Source organism: Bradyrhizobium sp. Pha-3, from assembly GCF_042258615.1.
GTDB lineage: Bacteria > Pseudomonadota > Alphaproteobacteria > Rhizobiales > Xanthobacteraceae > Bradyrhizobium.
In genome coordinates, this window is record NZ_CP170152.1 from 848,305 (window position 1) to 867,533 (window position 19,229).

The window sequence follows — 19,229 nt, forward strand, 5'->3', positions numbered from 1 at the left end:
ACATGATCCCCGGCGAACTCTTCATCAAGGACGGCGAGATCGAGCTCAATGCCGGCCGCAAGACCGCAACGTTGTCGGTCGCCAACACCGGCGACCGTCCGATCCAGGTCGGCTCGCACTACCATTTCTTCGAGACCAACCCGGCGCTGAAATTCGACCGCAAGAAGGCCCGCGGCATGCGCCTCGACATCGCCGCCGGCACCGCCGTCCGCTTCGAACCCGGCCAGACCCGCGACGTCCAGCTCGTCGCGCTGGCCGGCAAACGCGTGATCTACGGCTTCCGCGCCGAGGTGAAGGGGAAGCTGTGAGCCGACGTGAGGTGAGCACGCGGGTCGGGCTCCCTCCCCCCTTGCGGGGGAGGGTTGGGGAGAGGGGTAGGCCCCGCGCTCCGGTGTTGGAGATTGTGCTGAGGGTGGGGAGAGGGGTATGCCGCACGCTCAAGTGAGCGACATCCAGCGCGATCGCGCCAAGCAGCTCCGCCGTGCGATGACGCGCGCGGAGACGTTGTTATGGCGGCACCTGAAAGCCGATCGTCTCGCCGGCCTGAATTTTCGTCGACAGGTGCCGATCGGCAATTACATTGCCGATTTCGTCGCGCATGCCTGCAAGCTCGTCGTTGAGGTCGACGGCGAGAGCCACGATTTCGAGGAGCGCGTCCGTCACGACGAACGGCGGGACGCGTGGCTTAAGTCGCGCGGTTACCGCGTCCTTCGTTTCACCAACGACGACGTGTTGAAGAATCTGGAGGGCGTGGTGCTGAGCATCGCGGAAGCAGCGGAGCAAGCGGCACCCCTCTCCCTAACCCTCCCCCGCAAGGGGGGAGGGAACCCTTTCGCCGGTGACTCCCTTACACCTGACAGCAATGGCGAGGAGAAGCCGTGAAGCAAGATGGAGGAGTTGCGACGCGACGTGAGGTGAGCACACTCGTCAGGCTCCCTCCCCCCTTGCGGGGGAGGGTTGGGGAGAGGGGTGAGCCCCGGGCGCTGACGGACGAGGTCTGGCGATCCGGTGTAACATGCGTCTGCCACGCACGCTTCCGCAGAGGAGCGCTGTAACCGCATGCTCTCTCCGCTCCGCATGGTCTCCGAAGCTGCCGAGCTTGCTGCGCGCCGCCATAACGGGATGGCGCGCAAGGGGCGGGGGAGTGAGCCGTACATCAACCATCTCGCCGAGGTCGCGAACCTGCTGGCGCAGGTGACCGATGGCGCCGATGCCGAGTTGGTGGCAGCCGGCTGGCTGCACGATACCATCGAGGATACAGAGACTACGCGTGATGAACTCGCGCAGAAGTTCAGCGTGCGCGTTGCGAATCTCGTCGTCGAATGTACCGACGACATGAGTCTGCCAAAGGCTCTCCGCCGGCAAAAGCAGATCGAGGACGCTCCGCACAAGTCGCCCGGCGCAAAGCTGATCAAGGCCGCCGACAAGGTCAGCAATATCGGCGCGCGGATCGTGCCGCATCCGAGCAAGGACGAGCGCGACGATCTCGCCGATTATGCGGCCTGGGCCGACAAGGTCGTTGCCGGTTGCCGGGGGATCAATCCGCGGCTCGACCGCATTTTCGATGACACCATTGCGCGCGCCAAGGCCGCGCTGGCTGAAACTGGGGGCTGACATGTCCGTGAAGATCAAGCGTTCCGTCTACGCCGACATGTTCGGGCCGACCACCGGCGACAAGGTGCGGCTGGCCGACACCGATCTGATCATCGAGGTCGAGAAGGATCTCACCACCTATGGTGAGGAGGTGAAGTTCGGCGGCGGCAAGGTGATCCGCGACGGCATGGGGCAATCGCAGGTGACCAACGCGCAAGGCGCGGCCGATACCGTCATCACCAACGCGCTGATCGTCGATCACTGGGGCATCGTGAAGGCCGACGTCTCGATCAAGGAGGGCATGATCGCCGCGATCGGCAAGGCCGGCAATCCAGACATCCAGCCCAACGTCACCATCATCATCGGGCCCGGCACCGACGTGATCGCGGGCGAGGGCAAGATCCTCACCGCGGGCGGATTCGACAGCCACATCCATTTCATCTGCCCGCAGCAGATCGAGCACGCCCTGATGTCTGGCGTCACCTCGATGTTAGGGGGCGGCACCGGCCCGTCGCACGGCACCTTCGCCACCACCTGCACACCCGGCCCGTGGCACATGGGGCGGATGATCCAGTCGTTCGACGCCTTCCCGGTCAATCTCGGTATTTCGGGTAAGGGCAATGCCTCGCGTCCGGCGGCGCTGGTCGAGATGATCAAGGGTGGCGCCTGCGCGCTGAAGCTGCACGAGGACTGGGGCACTACGCCGTCGGCGATCGATACCTGTCTGTCCGTGGCCGACGATTACGACGTCCAGGTGATGCTGCATTCGGATACGCTGAACGAATCCGGCTTCGTCGAGGACACGGTCAAGGCGTTCAAGGGCCGCACCATCCACGCCTTTCACACCGAAGGCGCCGGCGGCGGCCACGCGCCGGATATCATAAAAATTGCCGGCCTGAAGAACGTGCTGCCGTCCTCGACCAATCCGACCCGGCCGTTCACGCGCAACACCATCGACGAGCATTTGGACATGCTGATGGTGTGCCATCACCTCGATCCGTCGATCGCCGAGGATCTCGCCTTCGCCGAAAGCCGGATCCGCAAGGAGACCATCGCCGCCGAGGACATCCTGCACGATCTCGGCGCGCTCTCGATGATGTCGTCGGACTCCCAGGCGATGGGACGGCTTGGCGAGGTCATCATCCGCACCTGGCAGACCGCGGACAAGATGAAGAAGCAGCGCGGAGCCTTGCCGCAGGACAAGGGCAACGACAACGACAATTTCCGCGTCAAGCGCTACATCGCAAAGTACACCATCAACCCCGCGATCGCGCACGGCGTGTCGAAGCTGATCGGTTCGGTGGAGAAGGGCAAGCTCGCCGACCTCGTGCTGTGGTCGCCGGCGTTCTTCGGCGTCAAGCCGGACTGCATCATCAAGGGCGGCTCGATCGTCGCGGCGCCGATGGGCGATCCAAACGCCTCGATCCCGACGCCGCAGCCGGTGCACTACCGACCGATGTTCGCCGCCTTCGGCAAGGCGCTGACCGCCTCATCGGTGGTGTTCACCTCGAAGGCTGCGGTCACCGGCGGCCTTGCCCGCAAGCTCGGCATCTCGAAGAAGCTCTATGCGGTGCAGAACACCCGCGGGAAAATCTCCAAAAAGAGCATGATCCACAATGATGCGACGCCCGAGATCGAGGTCGACCCCGAGACCTATGAGGTACGCGCAGACGGCGAGCTCCTGACCTGCGCGCCGGCCGAGGTGCTGCCCATGGCACAGCGCTATTTTATGTTCTAAAACCGCTCCCGGTATCCAAAGCCAAAACAGAAAACCGGGAGGAATTTCCGTGATTTACGTCGTTGCTACGCTGACCATCAAGCCCGAGACCCGCGCCGAATTCATCGCTGCGGCGACGGCCTGCATCAAGGAAACCCGCAAGGAGCCCGGCAACATCGCCTACGACTTGCACGAGAGCGTCACCGACCACAGCAAGATGGTGTTCGTCGAGCAGTGGGAAAACGCCGAGGCGCTGGTGCCGCATCGCACCGCCGAGCACATGAAGACGTTCGGCCGCGTCGCGGTGAAGTGCATGGCCGCGCCGCCGAAGATCGAGGTGATCACGCCCGAGAAGGTCGACGTTCGCTAACAAGAACAAGAACGGGAGAAACACATGATCTATGTCATCGCCACCACGCCGATGAAGCCGGAAAACAAGGACGACTTCATCAAGGGGCACAAGGCGTGCATCGCCGAGACCCACAAGGAGAAGGGCTGCCTCTCCTACGAGGGTCATGTCAGCGTCAACGATCCCAATCTGTATGTGGTGGTCGAGCGCTGGGAAACCCGCGACGACCTGACCGCGCACAGCAAGGCCCCGCACATGAAGGTGTGGCGCGAATATTCCGCCGAAATGAAGACGGGCCCGACGGTGATCGAGATCATCAGCGACGCCAAGGTTCAGAAGCTCTGAGGCAATCGATGATCCGCGCAACCAAAGTCCTGGGCCAGCATCGCTGGAAGGAAGCGGCAGCCGACACCGTCGTGCTCGATTTCGACGACCGGCACCGGCGGCGGATGGCGATGACCGGGACGCGCGGGCTCGAATTCCTGCTCGACCTTGAAAACGCCGTCGCGCTGCGCGGCGGCGATGCACTGGTGCTGGAGGACGGCCGCCTCGTCGAGGTGGTCGCAGCTCCCGAGCCGCTCGCGGAAATCCGCGGCAGCGATCCGCATCATCTGATCCGGGTTGCCTGGCATCTCGGCAATCGCCATCTGCCGACGCAGATCATGCCGAAAGGCCTGCGCATCCGGCGCGATCACGTGATCGAGGCGATGGTGAAGGGGTTAGGGGCCCGTGTCATCGAGATCGAGGCGCCGTTCGATCCCGAGGGCGGCGCCTATGCCGAACACGCGCATGCCGACGAGCACGCGCATGGTCACACCGGGCACGATCATGCCCATGGCGACGCGCACGATCATGGTCACCACCACGGTGATGGACGTCACCATGCCCATGGGCATGACCACGATCACCACCATCATCATGATGAGCATTGCGACCATGCCCATCATCACCACGACCACTCCCATGCTCATGACCACAAATGAGCCGGATCCCGCTGCGGTGCGCGGCGGGATGGCGGAGGACGAGGCGGCTGCGCTGTATCGGCTGATGACGTGGCTGTCGCCGTCGTTCCCGGTCGGGGCATTCGCCTATTCCAGCGGTATCGAATGGGCGGTCGAGGCCGGTGACATCACGGATGCCGCGTCGCTGCGCGGCTGGCTCGCGGCGATGCTCACCGACGGCAGCGGATTTTGCGATGCCGTGCTTCTCGCGCAGAGCCATCGCGCGGCGTCGGAACCCGGCCACGCCGGACTGACGGAGATCGCCGAGCTTGCGGCTGCCTTCGTGCCGTCGCGCGAGCGGCAGCTCGAGACCACGACGCAGGGACGCGCGTTCGTCGAGATTGCCCGCGCGGCCTGGAGTGCGTCCGGCCTCGATGCGATGATTGCGGCTTGCGACGGGCCGATCGTCTACCCGGTCGCGGTCGGCCTCGTCAGCGCTGCGCATGGCATCCGGCTGGCGCCGTCGTTGCATGCCTTCCTGCATGCCGTGCTCTCGAACTGGATTTCAGCGGGCAGCCGGCTGATCCCGCTCGGGCAGACCGATAGCCAGCGCGTATTGGCCGATCTCGAGCCGGTCGTTGCCGCAACCGCCGCGCGGGCCAACGCAGCCTCGCTCGACGATCTCGGCAGCGCGACCTTCCGGGCCGACCTCGCAAGCCTGCGTCATGAGGCGCAGTATACGAGGCTGTTCCGGTCATGATGGGCCACACCATCCACGTGTCGTCCCCGCGAAAGCGGGGACCCATAACCACCGGCTTTGGTGGTTGCGCGAGGCTGGGGCCCCAGACGGTTGCAGCAACTGAATTCGGTGGTTATGGGTCCCTGCTTGCGCAGGGACGACGATAGCGGAGGCACTGTTCTCATGCCCACTTCTCATGGCCCGTTGCGCGTCGGCGTCGGCGGTCCGGTCGGCTCCGGCAAGACCGCGCTGATGGACCTGCTCTGCAAGTCGATGCGTGAGCGCTACGACATCGCCGCGATCACCAACGACATCTACACCAAATGGGATGCCGAGTTTCTGGTGCGCTCCGGCTCGCTGACGCCGGACCGCATCGCCGGCGTCGAGACCGGCGGCTGCCCGCACACCGCGATCCGCGAGGACGCCTCGATGAACCTTGCCGCGGTCGCCGACATGCGGGCGAAATTCCCCGACCTCGACCTGGTCCTGATCGAGTCCGGCGGCGACAATCTGGCGGCGACCTTCTCGCCGGAATTGGCCGATCTCACGATCTACGTCATCGACGTCGCGGCCGGCGACAAGATTCCCTCCAAGGGAGGCCCCGGCATCACGCGATCCGACCTTCTGGTGATCAACAAGATCGACCTCGCGCCCCATGTCGGTGCGTCGCTTGAGAAGATGGACACCGACGCCAGGCGGATGCGCGGCGAGCGGCCCTTCGTGATGACCAACCTGAAGAAGAGCGAGGGCCTCGACCGCATCATCAGCTTCATCGAGACCAAGGGCGGCCTTCGGCCGCAGGGTACAGGCAAGGCGGCCAAGACGGGTACGAAGGCGGGCTGACGTTAATCATTGTGGCAGATAGCCGGTGTGCCTCACCGTCACCCTGAGGAGCGCGTAGCGCGTCTCGAAGGGGCGACGGCCCCCCTGCCGGCCCGTGCATCCTTCGAGACGCCGCTTCGCGGCTCCTCAGGATAACGGTGAAGGAGAATGGCCGCCGCAAAAAAGCTGCGCAATCGCCGGAACAATTTCCAACTTTGACGATTAGCAACCCTTAGCGCCGCCAAAGACCGCCGGGTGGCGTCGTCGTTAATGTTGCCGACCGGCTCCTGTTGCGTACCGATGATCGCTATTCCATATTCCTTTGCGGCCGGCGTTCATCGCACCCTGATTTGTCGTCGCCCCCGCAGAAGCCAGATGCCTACCGTCCCCTTTCGCCACCCCCTGATTGCCGAGTAAGCGTGTGGTTCGACTGGGCTTCATCGTTGCATTGATTGCGCTGATCGGAGTTCTGCTCTCCGGTCTTGCCGCCTATCGGGTGCACGATCAGGAGCTCGCAATCGACGGTATCGCGCTGGCGCGGGCCATCGACGTCCATGCCAGCCTGGTGCAGGACCGCCTGACCGAGCGCGAGCTGCTGGCGCGGGTGGCCTCGGGCCTGTTCCGGACGCCGTCGATGGTGAAGGCCAACATGCTGCAGCCGCTGCGCTCGGCGATCTACGCCTTCAAGACCGACTTCGTCGTCGCCGCGTGGATCGCGCGCCTCAAGCCGAACGAGCTGACCGCGGCCGAGGCGGAGCTGAAGGCCGCCGGCTTCACCAATCCCTCGATCCGCGATTTCGACGACCAGGCGCTGGACCTCAAGGCGCTCGACAAGCCGATCAACGTGCTGATGGACGTCGAGCCGCGCAATCCGGAGACCCTGAGTATCCCGGGCCGCGCCTTCGACCGTCACTCGGTGGTCGGTCCGATGCTGGCGCAGGCGATGGCGAACGCCAAGCCGGTGGCCTCGGATCCGGTGCCGCTGCTGCGGCAGAACGGCCCGGTCGGGGTCGTGCTCGCCGCGCCGGTGTTCCAGGAGGGTGGGTCCGAGCCGGCCGGCTTCATCACCTTTTCCTACGAGCTGTCGTCGCTGATGCTGACCAATGACGATTCCTCGCTGTTCGCGGTGGCGTTGAAGGACCCGCGTGATTCCAACGACGAGTTCACCGCCAACGAACAGGGCATCGTCACCTCGCGCGCGGTGCGCCAGGACGGCCCGCTGCCGTCGATGGTCCGCACGGTGACGTTCGGCGGCCGGGACTGGTCGCTCGATTATTACGCAAAGAGCAACGCCACGGTGCGTGCGCAGCAGACCGCGACCATCGTCGCGGCGATCGGCCTCGCCCTGACCGGCATCGTCTGCGGCCTGTTCGGCTATGTCGCCTACAACAATTTGCGCCTCAGCCGCGAGATCGAGGTCCGGATCGGCTTCGAGCGCCGGCTGACTGCGGTCATCGACGAGCTCAACCATCGGGTCAAGAACATCCTCGCGGTGATCCAGTCGATCGTGACCCGCACGCTGCGGCACGGCGCCGACATCGACGTCGCGCGCGAACTGTTGATCGGGCGTATCCACGCGATGTCGAATGTCGTCACGCTGCTCAGCGAGAGCCAGTGGCAGGGCGTCAAGCTGAAGGGCCTGTTCGAATCGCGCGCGATTCCACATGCCGACCGGATTGCGGTGAACGGTCCCGATATCACCGTCAGCGCCCGCGCCGCGCAATCGCTGTCGCTGCTGTTTTTCGAGCTTGCCTCGCACTCCGACGAAGGGCTGTCGCTGGTCGGCAAGCATCCGCACATCGTCGCGAACTGGGAGGTCGCCGGCGAGGATGCGGACGCGGTCTTCAATTTCCGCTGGGAGGAGTTCAATACCAGCCAGGCGACGCGGCGGGCCGACAGTGATTTCGGCCTGATCCTGCTCGACCGTGTCGCGCCCGAGGCGCTCGGCGGCACCGCGAAGCGCTACTTCACCGACGTCTCCTATGTCTACGAGCTGACCGCGCCGATGGACACCGTGGTCGACATGACCGAACGCGATCGCACCGAGCAGCTCTCCGCGCCGGTCCGTCCGGCGAAGAAGTAGGGCGGCTTGGCCACCTCACGTTGTGTTTCTCTGTTGCCGCCCGGATTGATCGAAATCGGGCGCGCCAGACGGCGCCAACGTCATCTGTGTCGGAATCCGGCATCCGTAATAGGCCGCAACGGAGCGTTAAAACTTCGTTGAACATGCTTGGGCATATAGCGAGCAGGATACCGTCTGAGGACCCCGATGAGGCTTTGGGTCAGCCTGACCTTGCTCGCGGCAGTTTTGCCGGTAGGGCTGTCGCTTGCCTTGACCCCGGCGACGGCGCCCCGCGACGCTGCGACAATCCGTGCCAGCTATCGCCGGCCCGACGTCGTTCCCTTCCCGAGCAGCAATCCCTATTCGGAGGCGAAATCCGCGCTCGGGCGGATGCTGTTCTTCGATCCGCTGCTGTCGCGGTCCAAGACGCATTCCTGCGCGAGCTGCCACAAGCCGAGCCTGTCATGGGCCGACGGCCTTCCGCGTGCCATCGGCGAGGATCCGAAAGGCTTGCCGATCCGTTCGCCGACGCTGATCGACGTGGCGTTCTTCGAGCCGCTGGGATGGGACGGCAAGTTTAAGGATCTCGAATCCGTTGCGTTCGGGCCGATCCTGAGCCCGATGAACCTGAACATGACCGAGCCGGAATTGATCGCGCGTCTCGCGGCGATCCCCGGCTATGTCGATGCATTCACCCTTGCGTTCGGAGACGGTGCGATCACACGGCCGAGGATCGAGCAGTCGCTGGCGACCTTCGAGCGCTCCATCGTTGCGGGCGAGGCCCCGTTCGACCGCTGGATCAAGGGCGACGAGAGCGCTATCAGCGCAACGGCCCAGCGCGGCTTTGAGCTTTTCAACGGCAAGGGACGCTGTTCGTCCTGCCACAGCGGCCCATCCTTCTCCGACGGGTCCTTCCAGGATATCGGCACCGCCAGGGGCCACGACATCGGGCGCGGACGTTACTTTCCGACCTCGGCGAAGCTGAAATATGCGTTCAAGACCCCGACATTGCGCGACGTCGCGCGCCGTGCGCCCTACATGCACGACGGATCGGTCGCAACGCTGGAAGATGTCATCGAGCTCTACAACAAGGGCGGGATCGAGCGGCCGAGCCGGTCGCCCGACATCAAGCCGTTATCTCTGACGGCAGGTGAGAAGAAGGACCTCATCGCCTTCCTGCAAACCCTGACCGCCACGGCCCCGCCGGTGGCGGGGATCCCCAAATTGCCGCGCTGAGCGCAGCAGGGGGTCTGGAACGGGGCTCGTCAGGCGAGGTGCGGCAGTGCGGCCCCAAGCAGGCCGAGCCCGACGACCAGGAACGCGCCCGCGCAGGTCTCGAGGGCCGCCGTGCGCGACGGGGACGATTTTGTCACATAGGCGAGGGCTGACCCCACCCCGATACTCACGACACTCAACACTCCGAACATTTAACCGGCCTCCCATCCGATCTGTCCGGGTTTCACTACGACAGTTGAATTGAGCCCCCGTGCCGGAATTAGCTAAAATTCGATGGAACCGGCCGGAAAAGGTGCGCTGAAGGATGGGTTGGGGCCCGCCTGCCGCAATTAACCACAATGCAACCGACGGATGTCAGTGGCAGGCACAATGCGTAAAATTTGATATAAGTTAAACAAGTCCTTAAGCGTTTTTGTGTGTGTGTGGGCGGTTGGTTCAATGTTTAGTGGGCGGGAGCGAGATGCCGCGTCGGCTGTGCGCTCCTTTTTCGCCACGTGCCTTGCAGCGGTTTTGTTTTGCGTCGTAGCCGCGCGCAGTGCCGAGGCACATGTCAAATGGTTTTGCGCTTACGATGTCGCCGGTCAGCCCCGCGGACTCGAGAATGTCCTTTGCCTTGATTTTGAACTGCTGCTCGGCGTCGCCGTCTTCTGGCTGTTTGCGGGCTGCCTGATCGAGCCGACGTCGCTCGGCGATGCGACCATTCGCGCGCTGGACCGCATCACCGAGGGACTGCGGTCGCACACCGAGCTGATGATGCGCGCCGTCTGCGCGTTCTTCTTCATCTCGATCTGGGCCGTGGGCGGGATCCTGCTGACGCCGGAGTTGAAGACGTCGTCACCGCTGGTGGGCGCGCTGCAACTCGCCATCGCTGCCGGCATGCTGTCGCGGCGCACGCTGCCGCTGTCGGCCGTGGGGATGGCGGTCCTGTTCGGCATCGGCGTTCGCAACTACGGCGTCTTCCATCTTGCCGACTACCCGATTTTTCTCGGCGTTGCCGCCTATTTTGCGCTGATCGGGCTGAATAAGGACCTGTTCGGAATCCGCCCGATCGACGTCATGCGGTACGCCGCGGCGGTGACGCTGATGTGGGCCTCGATCGAAAAATGGGCCTATCCGGAATGGAGCTTTCCGCTCCTGATCGAGCATGCCGGGATGACCCTCGGCTTCGACAACGAGTTCTACATGCGCGCCGCGGGCATGGTGGAATTCACGCTCGCCTTTGCCCTGATCTGGACGCCGCTGATCCGGCGCTGCGCCGGCGCCGTGCTGGTGGGGATGTTCATCAGCGCGTGCTTCGAATTCGGCAGGATCGACACCATCGGACATTCGGCGATCATCGCCGTGCTGTTTGCGATTCTCGCCGACAACAAGGTGTTGCCGCGCGATCGTCGCGCGCCATGGCTTGCCCCGGTCGCTCTCTGTGCCGCGCTGTCACTGACGCTGTTCGTCTACTATTTCGGCCACGCCGCGATCTTCAAGACCTCGGTCCTGTAGATCGTCATTTGCCGGGACTATTTGGCGACGTGGACCGCGAGCTTCATCTTCGGATGAATGCCGCACAGCACGGTGTAGTCGCCGGGCACGGAAAAGGTGACGTCGAACTTGCTGCCCGGCTGCTGGTCGCCCGAGTCGAAACTGAACGTATCGGAGCTCAAATAAGCGTGATGAAGCAGTTCGCCGTCATCGTTAATGAACCGTAAAGCCTCGCCGCGCTTGATCGAGATCTCTGCGGGCTTGAATTCGCGATCCTTCTGCGAAATGACGTAAGGCGCCGCACCCATGGCTGCGCCGGCTAGCGCTCCCGTAACAATCGCGGCCACTAAAGGCACGCGGCCGGACCGGCCGAGGCGCAGGATGCGCAACAAGCCTGAATTCATGAGACCCCCGCTTGGAATTCCAACACCGGCTACTTGAGCGTGCAAATGATGCGTCCAGGATTACCTGTAAGGGTGATTATCGCCAGCTGATCTTAACGATTTCAGCATGAGTTGCAGTCACTACTAAAGCAATTTTGAGCAGACAGTCATTTTTCCGCAAGCGCTGCGCGTTTCTGCGTAGCTTGAACATCGAGCACTACGGCGAAACGCGGGTATGGATAGCCTATTAGGCAACCTCAAGGTAAAGGGCGGTGCAGCCTTCCGGCTCGCAACCGGCGGCCTGCCGCATCTTGCCCTGACCACGGGTTCGATTCGCACCCAGATTCTGATTTTTTGCCTCGCGATGAGCGCCGTTGCCGTCGCGCTCGGCGGATACTCCATCCTTGGTATCCGCCATGCCGGCGATCTGGTGGCCAAGACGTTCGACGAATCCCTGATGTCGATCAATTACGCCCGCGCGGCCGGTGCGGACTTCGCCACAATGCGGGTCGCGTCGTCGCAGCGTCTGCTGACCGCGGATCCGGAAATTCGTGCCAGCCTCGACAGCCAGATCGAAAAGCTCGCCAAGACGCTCTCGGAAGACCTGACGATCGCTGCCGACCGCTCGCAGTCCTCGCGGGCTGCGCAAGCCGCGGCAAAGGTTCAGGAGGCCGCCGACGCCTGGATGGCGCTGCATCGCCGTGCGATCGGATCGTCGCTCGAGGGAAATTCGGCGGCTGATCCGCGTGCATCGGGGACGACGGTCGGCGATGTCGATCGCTACTCCAAGATCGTCAGCCAGCAGGTCGAGCTGCTGGTCAACTATACGGCCGGCGACGGCTTTCTGTTCCGGCAAAAGGCGCTCTCGACGATCAAGCGGGATCTGCAGCTCAACGTCGCCGGGCTGACCGTCGCGCTGTTCCTGTCGGCGCTGTTCTCGTGGTTGTTGGCGCGCCGGATCATCGGGCCTGTCGCCATTGCATCGCGGGCCGCGCGGAGCATCGCCGGCGGCGACCTCGACGCGACCGTCCCCAAGGGCGGCACCGACGAGCTCGGCACGCTGCTGACCGCCATGGAAACCATGCGCGACAACATCAGGCGGATGGTCGATCAGGAAGTGTCGCAACGCCGCTCCGCGCAGGCGCGGCTCTCCGATGCGCTTGAAACGTCGCGCGAAGGCGTCGTGCTGCTCGACGCGGATGGCCAGATCGCGCTGGCCAACTCGCGCGCCAGCGAATTCATTCTTCTTTCGCCGCAGCTTCTACAGTCGGATCGGCTCGATGCCCCCAGCCTGGCGCCGGCCGACGGTGACATCGATGGCTTCGCGAGCGAGGCGCAGCTTTCCGACGGGCGCTGGCTGCGTGTCAGCCGCAGCGAGACGCAGGAGGGTGGCGTCGTTCTCGTCTACAGCGACATCTCCGCGTTGAAGCAGCAGAAGGCCGAGCTGCACGAAACCAATCTGCGGCTCGACGCGGCGCTCACGCACATGTCGCAAGGGCTGTGCCTGTACAACAGCGAGGCGCGGCTGCAGGTCGCCAACCGCAGGTTCTGCGAGATATTCGATATTTCGCCGGAGCTCATCGTTCCCGGAATGACCATGGAGGACGTGCTCGGCCTCAGCGTCGCCGCCGGCAATCACGGTGAGCGGACCGTCGCCGACCTGCTGGCGGAACGCGAGCGATCGATGACCCAGCACGAGGGCAACTATCGGCAGCATCTCAGCGATGGACGGATCATTGCCATCGCGCAGCGGCCGACATCCGATGGCGGCTGGCTCGTCACCTGCGAGGATGTCACCGAACAGCAGCGCGCCGAGTCGCAGATCGCGTTCATGGCCCGGCACGATGCCCTGACCAGGCTGCCGAACCGGACGTTGCTGGCGGAACGGATCGAGCTGGCGGTCGCTCAGGTCGGCCGCGGATCCGGCTTCGCGGTGTTCTGCCTCGATCTCGATAATTTCAAGCAGGTCAACGATACGCTCGGACATCCGGTCGGCGACGAACTGCTGTGTGCGGTCGCCGACCGCCTCAACGCCTGCGTCCGCGAGGTCGACACCGTTGCGCGTTTGGGCGGCGACGAGTTCGCGGTCATCCAGTGTGGCGTCCAGGGCGGAGAGGAGGCCGAGCGCCTCGCCCGCCGCATCGTGGAATGCGTCGGCGCTCCTTACGAGCTGAACGGGCATCGCGTCGTGGTCGGGTGCAGCGTCGGCATCTCGATGTCGCCGGTCGACGGCACCACCGGAGAGAAGCTGCTGAAGAACGCCGACGTCGCTCTGTACCGCGCCAAGATGGAAGGCCGGGGTACCTGGCGCTTCTTCGAGCCGGCGATGGACGCCAGCCTGCAGCGGCGTCGGGCGATCGAGCTCGATCTCCGCGAGGCGATGGCCAAGGACGAGTTCTCGTTGTACTACCAGCCGCTTTACGATCTCCATCTCGACCGCATCTGCGGCTTCGAGGCGCTGCTGCGCTGGCATCACCCGAAGCGCGGATTGGTGGCGCCGGACCAGTTCATCCCGATCGCCGAAGAGATCGGCCTGATCGGCCCGTTGGGAGAATGGGTGCTCAATCGCGCCTGCGAGCAAGCCGTCAGCTGGCCCAGCGAGATGAAGCTCGCGGTCAACGTCTCCGCGGTCCAGTTTCGCGATCCCGACTTCATCGACGTTGCCGTCAACGCGCTTGCGGCGTCGAAATTGTCGCCGCGCCGGCTGGAGCTCGAAATCACCGAATCCGTCTTCCTGGCGAACAGCAGCGAGACGCTTGCAACGCTGCACAAGCTGAAGGCGCTGGGACTGCGCATCGCGCTGGACGATTTCGGCACCGGTTATTCCTCGCTGAGCTATCTGCGCAGTTTTCCGTTCGACAAGCTCAAGATCGACAAGTCTTTCGTGCGCGACGCGACCGCGACGCATGGGTCGAAGTCGATCGTCCGCGCCGTCATCAGCCTGGGCAGAAGCCTTGGCATGACCACCATCGCCGAGGGCATCGAGACCGTCGAGCAGCTGGACCACATGCGGGCCGAGGGCTGCAACGAGGCCCAGGGCTTCCTGCTCAGTCATCCGGTCCCGGTGACCGAGATCGCGGGCAAGATTCTCGAATTGAGAAACGGCTTCAAGCCGGCTGCCGTCAAGCAGGCGATGGCGGGCTGATAGCGCGACCTGTCGCGCAACGCGGCGGAGATCGCGCAGCAGCTGGCGCATCGCGTCTGCTGTCGTCGCGCACGGCCCGGACGACGCGGCGTGCGCCGCGGACAACGCTCTAGGCTCACGATGGTCGATCGAGAGGGCGACGGTCTGCTCGATCCGGCGTCTTCCGGATCATGCTGCGCGATACCGTGATCGACCATCGCCGAATGAAAAAAGGCGGCCCAGCGGGCCGCCCTTCCATTCCAGCATCGCGCCTTGGCTACCCGCCATTGCCGCCAATGACGGCGCGCACGGTGTTGTCGGGACCGAAATCCTCGGCGCTGTCGACATAGAGCAGCGCGGAGAGCTTCGATCGCGCGCGGTTGACGCGGCTCTTGATGGTGCCGACCGCGCAGCCGCAGATCGCCGCGGCATCCTCGTAGGAGAAGCCGGAGGCACCAACCAGGATCAACGCTTCGCGCTGGTCCTGCGGCAGCTTTTCGAGCGCCGCGCGGAATTCCTCGAACTCCAGATGCGCTGCCTGCGACGGCTGGCTCTTCAGGGTCTTGGCATAATTGCCCTCGGCGTCCTCCACCTCGCGCCGCCGCTTCCGGTAGTCGGAGCGAAACAGGTTGCGCAGGATGGTGAACAACCACGCGGGCAGGTTCGAGCCGGGCTGGAACGAGTCGATATTGGCGATCGCGCGCAGCAGGGTCTCCTGCACCAGATCGTCGGCACGGTCACCATTACCGGACAGCGAGATCGCGAACGCGCGCAGGCTCGGGACCGACGCCAGGATGTCGTCGCGAAGTTCATTCGTGAGAGGCATCACTCCCCTCCATTGTTCTTGTCAGTATCGCCCCCGGCCACGGCTGCCGCGGCAGCCTCGGGTCCGTCGAGTTTGCGGATCAGCTCCGCAAAGCGGTCGGGCACCCCCTGCCGCACCACGTCGTCGTACATGGCACGAAGCTGGTGGCCGATTCTCGATTGAATCTCGGCGTTGAGACCGCCCTGCTTCTTTACTTCCTTCATGATCTGATCCACGCTTCCCCGGGAGTTAAGTCTCTGATTTTCAAGATATTCCTCGAAAAAAGAGGCTGGCCGCGTTGCCTCGTCGGTCAGGAGCTAATGCAAAGTTGCGCAGAAAGTTCCGGAACGCTGGAACTATTTCGTGGAACTTTTTCGGCGCTCGCGCGTAATCGGGCATGCAGGGGAACCGGGGTGGCACCAAAATGGTACGCCGCCCCAGAATACGGGTTTCAGGCCGGTTGGCCTCACGAACAAGGATGGAGTGGGAATGTCCCGATCGCAGATCGTTGCCGAACATCTTCCGCTGTTGCGCCGTTATGCGCGCGCGCTGACCGGAAACCAGGCGTCCGGGGACGCCTATGTCGGGGCCATGCTCGAGGCCCTGTTGCAGGACGGATCATTGCTGGACCAGACGCACGGCCCGCGCGCCGGCCTGTTTCGGCTGTTCACCCAGATCTGGAATTCGGTGTCGGTGAACAACAACGACAATGCCGACGTGGCGACGCTCTCGCTGCCGCCGGAGCGCCGGCTCTCCAACATCACGCCGCTGCCTCGGCAGGCCTTCCTGCTGCTGTCGCTGGAAGGCTTCTCGGAGGAGGAGGTCGGCTACATTCTCGGCACCGACATCGCCGAGACCCGCAAGCTGACCGATGCCGCCGGCCGCGAGATGGCCGCCGAGATCGCCACCGACGTCCTGATCATCGAGGACGAGACTTTCATCGCCATGGACCTCGAGAGCCTGGTGAAGAATCTCGGCCACAATGTCATCGGCGTTGCGCGCACGCATTCCGATGCGGTGGCGCTCGCCAAGAACAAGAAGCCCGGCCTGATCCTCGCCGACATTCAGCTCGCCGACGGCTCGTCCGGTCTCGATGCGGTCAACGAGTTGCTGCGCACCTTCGAGGTGCCGGTGGTGTTCATCACGGCCTATCCCGAGCGCTTCCTGACCGGCGAACGGCCGGAGCCGGCGTTCCTGATCTCGAAGCCGTTCCAGCCGGCGATGGTGTCGGCGGTGGCGAGCCAGGCGCTGTTCTTCCAGCGCAACTCGCGCAACCGCACGCCGCGCGCGGCGTCGGCATGAGCTGAGTTTACGCAAAAGGGCAAAATGCAAGCCGGCGTACCGAGAGGTACGCCGGTTTTTTGTGAGCAAGGCTCCCGAGCGTGGCGCGCGAAGCTAAGCGAGGGCTGGCCGCGGATATCGATCGGCAGCTTTGCCTGACGGAATGGCATCCGAAGGTACACGCTGATGCGGCATGCGCGCGGCGATGTGGAATCGCCTGCCTCCGCCTGCTAAGCGCGGCCGATGGATACGACGCAACGCGACCGAACGATCGGCTTTCTCTGCCTGCTGGTGACGGCCTTCGGCTGGGCCCTGAACTGGCCGCTGATGAAGCTGTTGCTGCAGCAATGGCCGCCGCTGTTTGCCCGTGGGCTGGCCGGGACCTGTGCGGCGGTGATCCTGGGTACGCTGGCGCTGGCCCGCGGCCAGTCGCTCGCGGTGCCGCGCGAGGCGGTCCCGCGGCTGTTATTTGCCTCCTTCACCAATGTCTTCGCCTGGATGGGCTTTGGCACCATCGCGATGAAATTCGTCACGGTCAGCGAGGGGGCGCTCCTTGCCTACACCATGCCGATCTGGGCGATGCTGTTCGCCTGGCCGGTGCTGCACAGCCGCCCGACGCTGCGGGATCTGGCGGCGTTGCTGCTCGGCGTCGCCGGTGTCGCGCTCCTGCTCGGCGGCAACGGCTTTGCATTCAGCGCCGACAAGCTCACCGGCATTGCGCTCGCGCTCGCCTGCGCCATCCTGTTCGCGCTCGGCAACGTGCTGAACCGCAAGCCGCTGCCGATGCCGCCGCTCGCGGTGGTCGCCTGGCAGGTCGGCATCGGCTGCCTCGTGATGCTGCTGCTCGGCATTCTGTTCGAGCACCCGAACTATGCCGCGATCACGCCGCTCGGCTTCGGCTGCTTTGCCTATATGACGCTGATGCCGATGGGCATCTGCTATCTCACCTGGTTCGAGACGCTGCGTCGCCTGCCGCCGACATCGGCGTCGACCGGCATGCTGCTGGTGCCGGTCATCGGCGTGATTTCAGCCGCGATCATCCTCGGCGAGCCGCTGGGGCTTCGCGAGATCGGCGCGATGGCATTGACGCTTGGCGGCGTGACGCTGGCGCTGCAGCGGGCATGAGTTGCCGGTCGAGGGAACCGGCGTTCACGAGACGCGTTCTCCTGAAAAGGGAGCTTGGCCATGCGCAAGGCGATCGCGCGGCTTGATGCGGAGCAGAAGGCGCAGCTGCTTTATCTCGCAGATCTCGGTACGGCGATGTTCACCTCGGCGCTCGTGGTCTGCACGCTGAAAGCGGTCGTGGACCTCTTCATCGGCGGCTGAACCGCAGCATCAGCGCCAACGCGCCGTCACTCCTCCTGCGGCGCGTCCCCTTGGGTGTGCCCATCCGGCCCCCGGTTAAACACCCCATACTCGCTCGACTTCACCCCGGCGCCTCCATCGACGCCGTTGCTGGCCAGACCGAGCTTGAGCAGCTCGCGGACCGCCGCGGCACGCGTAGGCATGCGGTGCTTGAAGCGGAAATCGTCGAGAGCCGATAATTCTTCGGGGGAAAGCATGACTTGAAGACGTTCAGCGCGAAGCTCATTCATCGCAAATCGCCCAGAATTAGATAGTTGAGTAATTTGCTAAACGAGCCAAGTCGCGGCGGGTTCCACAGACTGAGACAAAAACGTCGATTGAGTAAGTTTATCAAATAAAATCAATGACTTACTAGGAAAATTTGGGAACGATCTGGCGTCCGTCCCGTTGTCTGGCGGGAGTGACGCCATGACCAACCACGTCAAGCTGCCCCGGAAGTTGTCCGAGGAGCCGGAAGCCCCGGAACCGCGACGTCCGAGCCACGCACAAGTCATCGATCAACTGGACCGCTGGGCCAATAGTCCCGGTCTGCAACCGCCAAGGGTGAGTGATGCAGAAGACGATTCAGAAACGGAAGCGATCTGAGCCCCACACGTTCGAGCAGCGCCTCGACGAACACCGGGTGCGGCTCGAGAGCCAGCTCGCGGAATTGCCGCGCGGCGCCAAGCGAGAACAGATCGCCGCGCGCATCGAGCAGCTGCGGACCGCCGTCGAGCTGAACGCGATGCTGTCGATGAGTGAATGAGCAAGTCACACCGGACAGAGCCGCTCAGCAACCGCGGCAGACTGAATTCAGCTTCGCCTTGAGGCCGGGGTCGTCCCACGGCGGGGCAGCCGAAAAATGGAATGGGACGGTTAGGACGGCCGAATCGTCCGGCACCTCCGCAGGCAGCGCGGCATAGGGCTGGGCGCGTTCAACGATAGCCAATGCCTCTGCATCGATGGCCGGGATACCGCTGGCCTCGATGAGCCAGCTCGCCATGAGGTGACCTGCGCGATCGATCCTGAAGGCAACTTTGGCGGTGCCCTCCTGGCCGGGCGTCAATGCTGCCGGGTAGCGCCGAGCCTGGGTAAGACGAACACTGACGTCCCGCTTCCATGCCTCGACCGAACCGAGGAGCCGCGTCTCAGCACCGTATTCCTCTGCGATTGTGGGAAGTGTGGCAATGACGAGCAAGGCAATGCAAACAGCGACGCGTCGTAACATCCAGATGCTGATCCAACTTCACAATCTACCAAGGCACTCTATTCGCGCTTCGGTTGATTGCAAGGCGCGTAGCTCGCTATGCGGTGGAGATCCGTCAATGTCTGCCTGCGAAATCGGCTTGCCCGTATTCGC

The 19,229-nt window shown here is 63.9% G+C and carries 23 protein-coding genes; 17 read left to right on the forward strand and 6 right to left on the reverse strand.

The genetic code is table 11. The annotated features are described in order from the left end of the window. The first annotated feature begins 2 nt into the window (after positions 1–2). The 11 genes from ACE10Z_RS03955 to ACE10Z_RS04005 all read left to right on the forward strand — a co-directional run bounded on the left by ACE10Z_RS03955 (position 3) and on the right by ACE10Z_RS04005 (position 9,459). Positions 3–308: an urease subunit beta gene (locus tag ACE10Z_RS03955; RefSeq protein ID WP_375786768.1), complete on the forward strand. Its 306-nt coding sequence runs from the start codon at positions 3–5 to the stop codon at positions 306–308. A 118-nt stretch (positions 309–426) separates the two neighbouring features. After that, the gene (locus tag ACE10Z_RS03960) at positions 427–882 is read left to right on the forward strand and encodes an endonuclease domain-containing protein (RefSeq protein ID WP_375786769.1); all 456 of its coding nucleotides are present in this window, start codon (positions 427–429) and stop codon (positions 880–882) included. A gap of 177 nt (positions 883–1,059) precedes the next feature. Beyond that, on the forward strand, positions 1,060–1,614 hold the full coding sequence (locus tag ACE10Z_RS03965) for an HD domain-containing protein (RefSeq protein WP_375786770.1): 555 nt from the start codon (positions 1,060–1,062) through the stop codon (positions 1,612–1,614). A gap of 1 nt (position 1,615) precedes the next feature. After that, positions 1,616–3,331, forward strand: a complete 1,716-nt coding sequence (gene ureC, locus ACE10Z_RS03970) for an urease subunit alpha (protein WP_375786771.1) — start codon at positions 1,616–1,618, stop codon at positions 3,329–3,331. A 49-nt stretch (positions 3,332–3,380) separates the two neighbouring features. Beyond that, entirely contained in the window at positions 3,381–3,680 is a 300-nt protein-coding gene (locus ACE10Z_RS03975) for a putative quinol monooxygenase (protein WP_024581875.1), read from the forward strand. A 24-nt stretch (positions 3,681–3,704) separates the two neighbouring features. Then, the gene (locus ACE10Z_RS03980; protein WP_375786772.1) at positions 3,705–4,004 is read left to right on the forward strand and encodes a putative quinol monooxygenase; all 300 of its coding nucleotides are present in this window, start codon (positions 3,705–3,707) and stop codon (positions 4,002–4,004) included. Positions 4,005–4,012: 8 nt separating this feature from the next. Next, positions 4,013–4,642, forward strand: coding sequence for an urease accessory protein UreE (locus ACE10Z_RS03985; RefSeq protein ID WP_375786773.1), 630 nt, complete (start codon positions 4,013–4,015; stop codon positions 4,640–4,642). After that, entirely contained in the window at positions 4,623–5,360 is a 738-nt protein-coding gene (locus ACE10Z_RS03990) for an urease accessory protein UreF (RefSeq protein ID WP_375790097.1), read from the forward strand. Before ACE10Z_RS03985 ends, ACE10Z_RS03990 begins: the two co-directional genes overlap by 20 nt. A 162-nt stretch (positions 5,361–5,522) precedes the next feature. Then, positions 5,523–6,182, forward strand: a complete 660-nt coding sequence (gene ureG, locus ACE10Z_RS03995) for an urease accessory protein UreG (RefSeq protein WP_375786774.1) — start codon at positions 5,523–5,525, stop codon at positions 6,180–6,182. A gap of 400 nt (positions 6,183–6,582) precedes the next feature. Continuing rightward, on the forward strand, positions 6,583–8,244 hold the full coding sequence (locus ACE10Z_RS04000) for an HWE histidine kinase domain-containing protein (protein WP_375786775.1): 1,662 nt from the start codon (positions 6,583–6,585) through the stop codon (positions 8,242–8,244). Positions 8,245–8,430: 186 nt separating this feature from the next. Next, positions 8,431–9,459 carry a cytochrome-c peroxidase gene (locus ACE10Z_RS04005; protein ID WP_375786776.1) on the forward strand — a complete coding sequence of 343 codons (1,029 nt, stop codon included), beginning with the start codon at positions 8,431–8,433 and terminating at the stop codon, positions 9,457–9,459. Between the two features lie 29 nt (positions 9,460–9,488). On the opposite strand, the gene ACE10Z_RS04010 is transcribed toward ACE10Z_RS04005, so the two are convergent. Further along, positions 9,489–9,629, reverse strand: coding sequence for a hypothetical protein (locus ACE10Z_RS04010; protein WP_375786777.1), 141 nt, complete (start codon positions 9,627–9,629; stop codon positions 9,489–9,491). Between the two features lie 340 nt (positions 9,630–9,969). On the opposite strand from ACE10Z_RS04010, the gene ACE10Z_RS04015 reads away from it, so the two are divergent. Continuing rightward, on the forward strand, positions 9,970–10,953 hold the full coding sequence (locus ACE10Z_RS04015) for a hypothetical protein (RefSeq protein WP_375786778.1): 984 nt from the start codon (positions 9,970–9,972) through the stop codon (positions 10,951–10,953). Between the two features lie 17 nt (positions 10,954–10,970). Here the strand turns inward: ACE10Z_RS04015 and ACE10Z_RS04020 are convergent, their stop codons facing one another. After that, on the reverse strand, positions 10,971–11,336 hold the full coding sequence (locus ACE10Z_RS04020; RefSeq protein WP_375786779.1) for a methylamine utilization protein: 366 nt from the start codon (positions 11,334–11,336) through the stop codon (positions 10,971–10,973). Positions 11,337–11,550: 214 nt separating this feature from the next. Between ACE10Z_RS04020 and ACE10Z_RS04025 the strand changes: the two genes are divergently transcribed. Continuing rightward, entirely contained in the window at positions 11,551–14,460 is a 2,910-nt protein-coding gene (locus tag ACE10Z_RS04025; protein WP_375786780.1) for an EAL domain-containing protein, read from the forward strand. A 256-nt stretch (positions 14,461–14,716) separates the two neighbouring features. Here the strand turns inward: ACE10Z_RS04025 and ACE10Z_RS04030 are convergent, their stop codons facing one another. Continuing rightward, a complete protein-coding gene (locus ACE10Z_RS04030) occupies positions 14,717–15,265 on the reverse strand; it encodes a sigma-70 family RNA polymerase sigma factor (RefSeq protein WP_016847265.1) in 549 nt (182 codons plus the stop codon). Beyond that, positions 15,265–15,468, reverse strand: a complete 204-nt coding sequence (locus tag ACE10Z_RS04035; RefSeq protein WP_173643727.1) for a NepR family anti-sigma factor — start codon at positions 15,466–15,468, stop codon at positions 15,265–15,267. The genes ACE10Z_RS04030 and ACE10Z_RS04035 overlap by 1 nt, the downstream gene beginning before the upstream one ends. 265 nt (positions 15,469–15,733) lie before the next feature. Here ACE10Z_RS04035 and ACE10Z_RS04040 point away from each other — a divergent pair, with 265 nt between their 5' ends. The 3 genes from ACE10Z_RS04040 to ACE10Z_RS04050 all read left to right on the forward strand — a co-directional run bounded on the left by ACE10Z_RS04040 (position 15,734) and on the right by ACE10Z_RS04050 (position 17,851). Next, complete coding sequence (locus ACE10Z_RS04040; protein WP_016847263.1) at positions 15,734–16,546, forward strand: response regulator; 813 nt, start codon at positions 15,734–15,736, stop codon at positions 16,544–16,546. Positions 16,547–16,768: 222 nt separating this feature from the next. Beyond that, entirely contained in the window at positions 16,769–17,650 is an 882-nt protein-coding gene (locus tag ACE10Z_RS04045; protein WP_375786781.1) for a DMT family transporter, read from the forward strand. 60 nt (positions 17,651–17,710) lie between these two features. After that, the gene (locus tag ACE10Z_RS04050) at positions 17,711–17,851 is read left to right on the forward strand and encodes a hypothetical protein (protein WP_375786782.1); all 141 of its coding nucleotides are present in this window, start codon (positions 17,711–17,713) and stop codon (positions 17,849–17,851) included. A gap of 26 nt (positions 17,852–17,877) precedes the next feature. Here ACE10Z_RS04050 and ACE10Z_RS04055 read toward each other — a convergent pair whose 3' ends face one another. Next, positions 17,878–18,120, reverse strand: a complete 243-nt coding sequence (locus ACE10Z_RS04055) for a hypothetical protein (RefSeq protein ID WP_375786783.1) — start codon at positions 18,118–18,120, stop codon at positions 17,878–17,880. A 320-nt stretch (positions 18,121–18,440) separates the two neighbouring features. Here ACE10Z_RS04055 and ACE10Z_RS04060 point away from each other — a divergent pair, with 320 nt between their 5' ends. Further along, entirely contained in the window at positions 18,441–18,635 is a 195-nt protein-coding gene (locus tag ACE10Z_RS04060) for a hypothetical protein (RefSeq protein WP_375790098.1), read from the forward strand. 24 nt (positions 18,636–18,659) lie between these two features. Here the strand turns inward: ACE10Z_RS04060 and ACE10Z_RS04065 are convergent, their stop codons facing one another. Beyond that, positions 18,660–19,097, reverse strand: a complete 438-nt coding sequence (locus tag ACE10Z_RS04065; RefSeq protein ID WP_375786784.1) for an energy transducer TonB — start codon at positions 19,095–19,097, stop codon at positions 18,660–18,662. Positions 19,098–19,229 lie beyond the last annotated feature (132 nt).

Bases quoted from the DNA above. Each gene is read 5' to 3' on its own strand.
- ACE10Z_RS03955 (WP_375786768.1), top strand. From the start codon at position 3: ATGATCCCCGGCGAACTCTTCATCAAGGACGGCGAGATCGAGCTCAAT.
- ACE10Z_RS03960 (WP_375786769.1), top strand. From the start codon at position 427: ATGCCGCACGCTCAAGTGAGCGACATCCAGCGCGATCGCGCCAAGCAG.
- ACE10Z_RS03965 (WP_375786770.1), top strand. From the start codon at position 1,060: ATGCTCTCTCCGCTCCGCATGGTCTCCGAAGCTGCCGAGCTTGCTGCG.
- ureC (WP_375786771.1), top strand. From the start codon at position 1,616: ATGTCCGTGAAGATCAAGCGTTCCGTCTACGCCGACATGTTCGGGCCG.
- ACE10Z_RS03980 (WP_375786772.1), top strand. From the start codon at position 3,705: ATGATCTATGTCATCGCCACCACGCCGATGAAGCCGGAAAACAAGGAC.
- ACE10Z_RS03985 (WP_375786773.1), top strand. From the start codon at position 4,013: ATGATCCGCGCAACCAAAGTCCTGGGCCAGCATCGCTGGAAGGAAGCG.
- ACE10Z_RS03990 (WP_375790097.1), top strand. From the start codon at position 4,623: ATGCTCATGACCACAAATGAGCCGGATCCCGCTGCGGTGCGCGGCGGG.
- ureG (WP_375786774.1), top strand. From the start codon at position 5,523: ATGCCCACTTCTCATGGCCCGTTGCGCGTCGGCGTCGGCGGTCCGGTC.
- ACE10Z_RS04005 (WP_375786776.1), top strand. From the start codon at position 8,431: ATGAGGCTTTGGGTCAGCCTGACCTTGCTCGCGGCAGTTTTGCCGGTA.
- ACE10Z_RS04020 (WP_375786779.1), bottom strand. From the start codon at position 11,336: ATGAATTCAGGCTTGTTGCGCATCCTGCGCCTCGGCCGGTCCGGCCGC.
- ACE10Z_RS04025 (WP_375786780.1), top strand. From the start codon at position 11,551: ATGGATAGCCTATTAGGCAACCTCAAGGTAAAGGGCGGTGCAGCCTTC.
- ACE10Z_RS04030 (WP_016847265.1), bottom strand. From the start codon at position 15,265: ATGCCTCTCACGAATGAACTTCGCGACGACATCCTGGCGTCGGTCCCG.
- ACE10Z_RS04035 (WP_173643727.1), bottom strand. From the start codon at position 15,468: ATGAAGGAAGTAAAGAAGCAGGGCGGTCTCAACGCCGAGATTCAATCG.
- ACE10Z_RS04040 (WP_016847263.1), top strand. From the start codon at position 15,734: ATGTCCCGATCGCAGATCGTTGCCGAACATCTTCCGCTGTTGCGCCGT.
- ACE10Z_RS04045 (WP_375786781.1), top strand. From the start codon at position 16,769: ATGGATACGACGCAACGCGACCGAACGATCGGCTTTCTCTGCCTGCTG.
- ACE10Z_RS04050 (WP_375786782.1), top strand. From the start codon at position 17,711: ATGCGCAAGGCGATCGCGCGGCTTGATGCGGAGCAGAAGGCGCAGCTG.
- ACE10Z_RS04055 (WP_375786783.1), bottom strand. From the start codon at position 18,120: ATGAATGAGCTTCGCGCTGAACGTCTTCAAGTCATGCTTTCCCCCGAA.
- ACE10Z_RS04060 (WP_375790098.1), top strand. From the start codon at position 18,441: ATGCAGAAGACGATTCAGAAACGGAAGCGATCTGAGCCCCACACGTTC.
- ACE10Z_RS04065 (WP_375786784.1), bottom strand. From the start codon at position 19,097: ATGTTACGACGCGTCGCTGTTTGCATTGCCTTGCTCGTCATTGCCACA.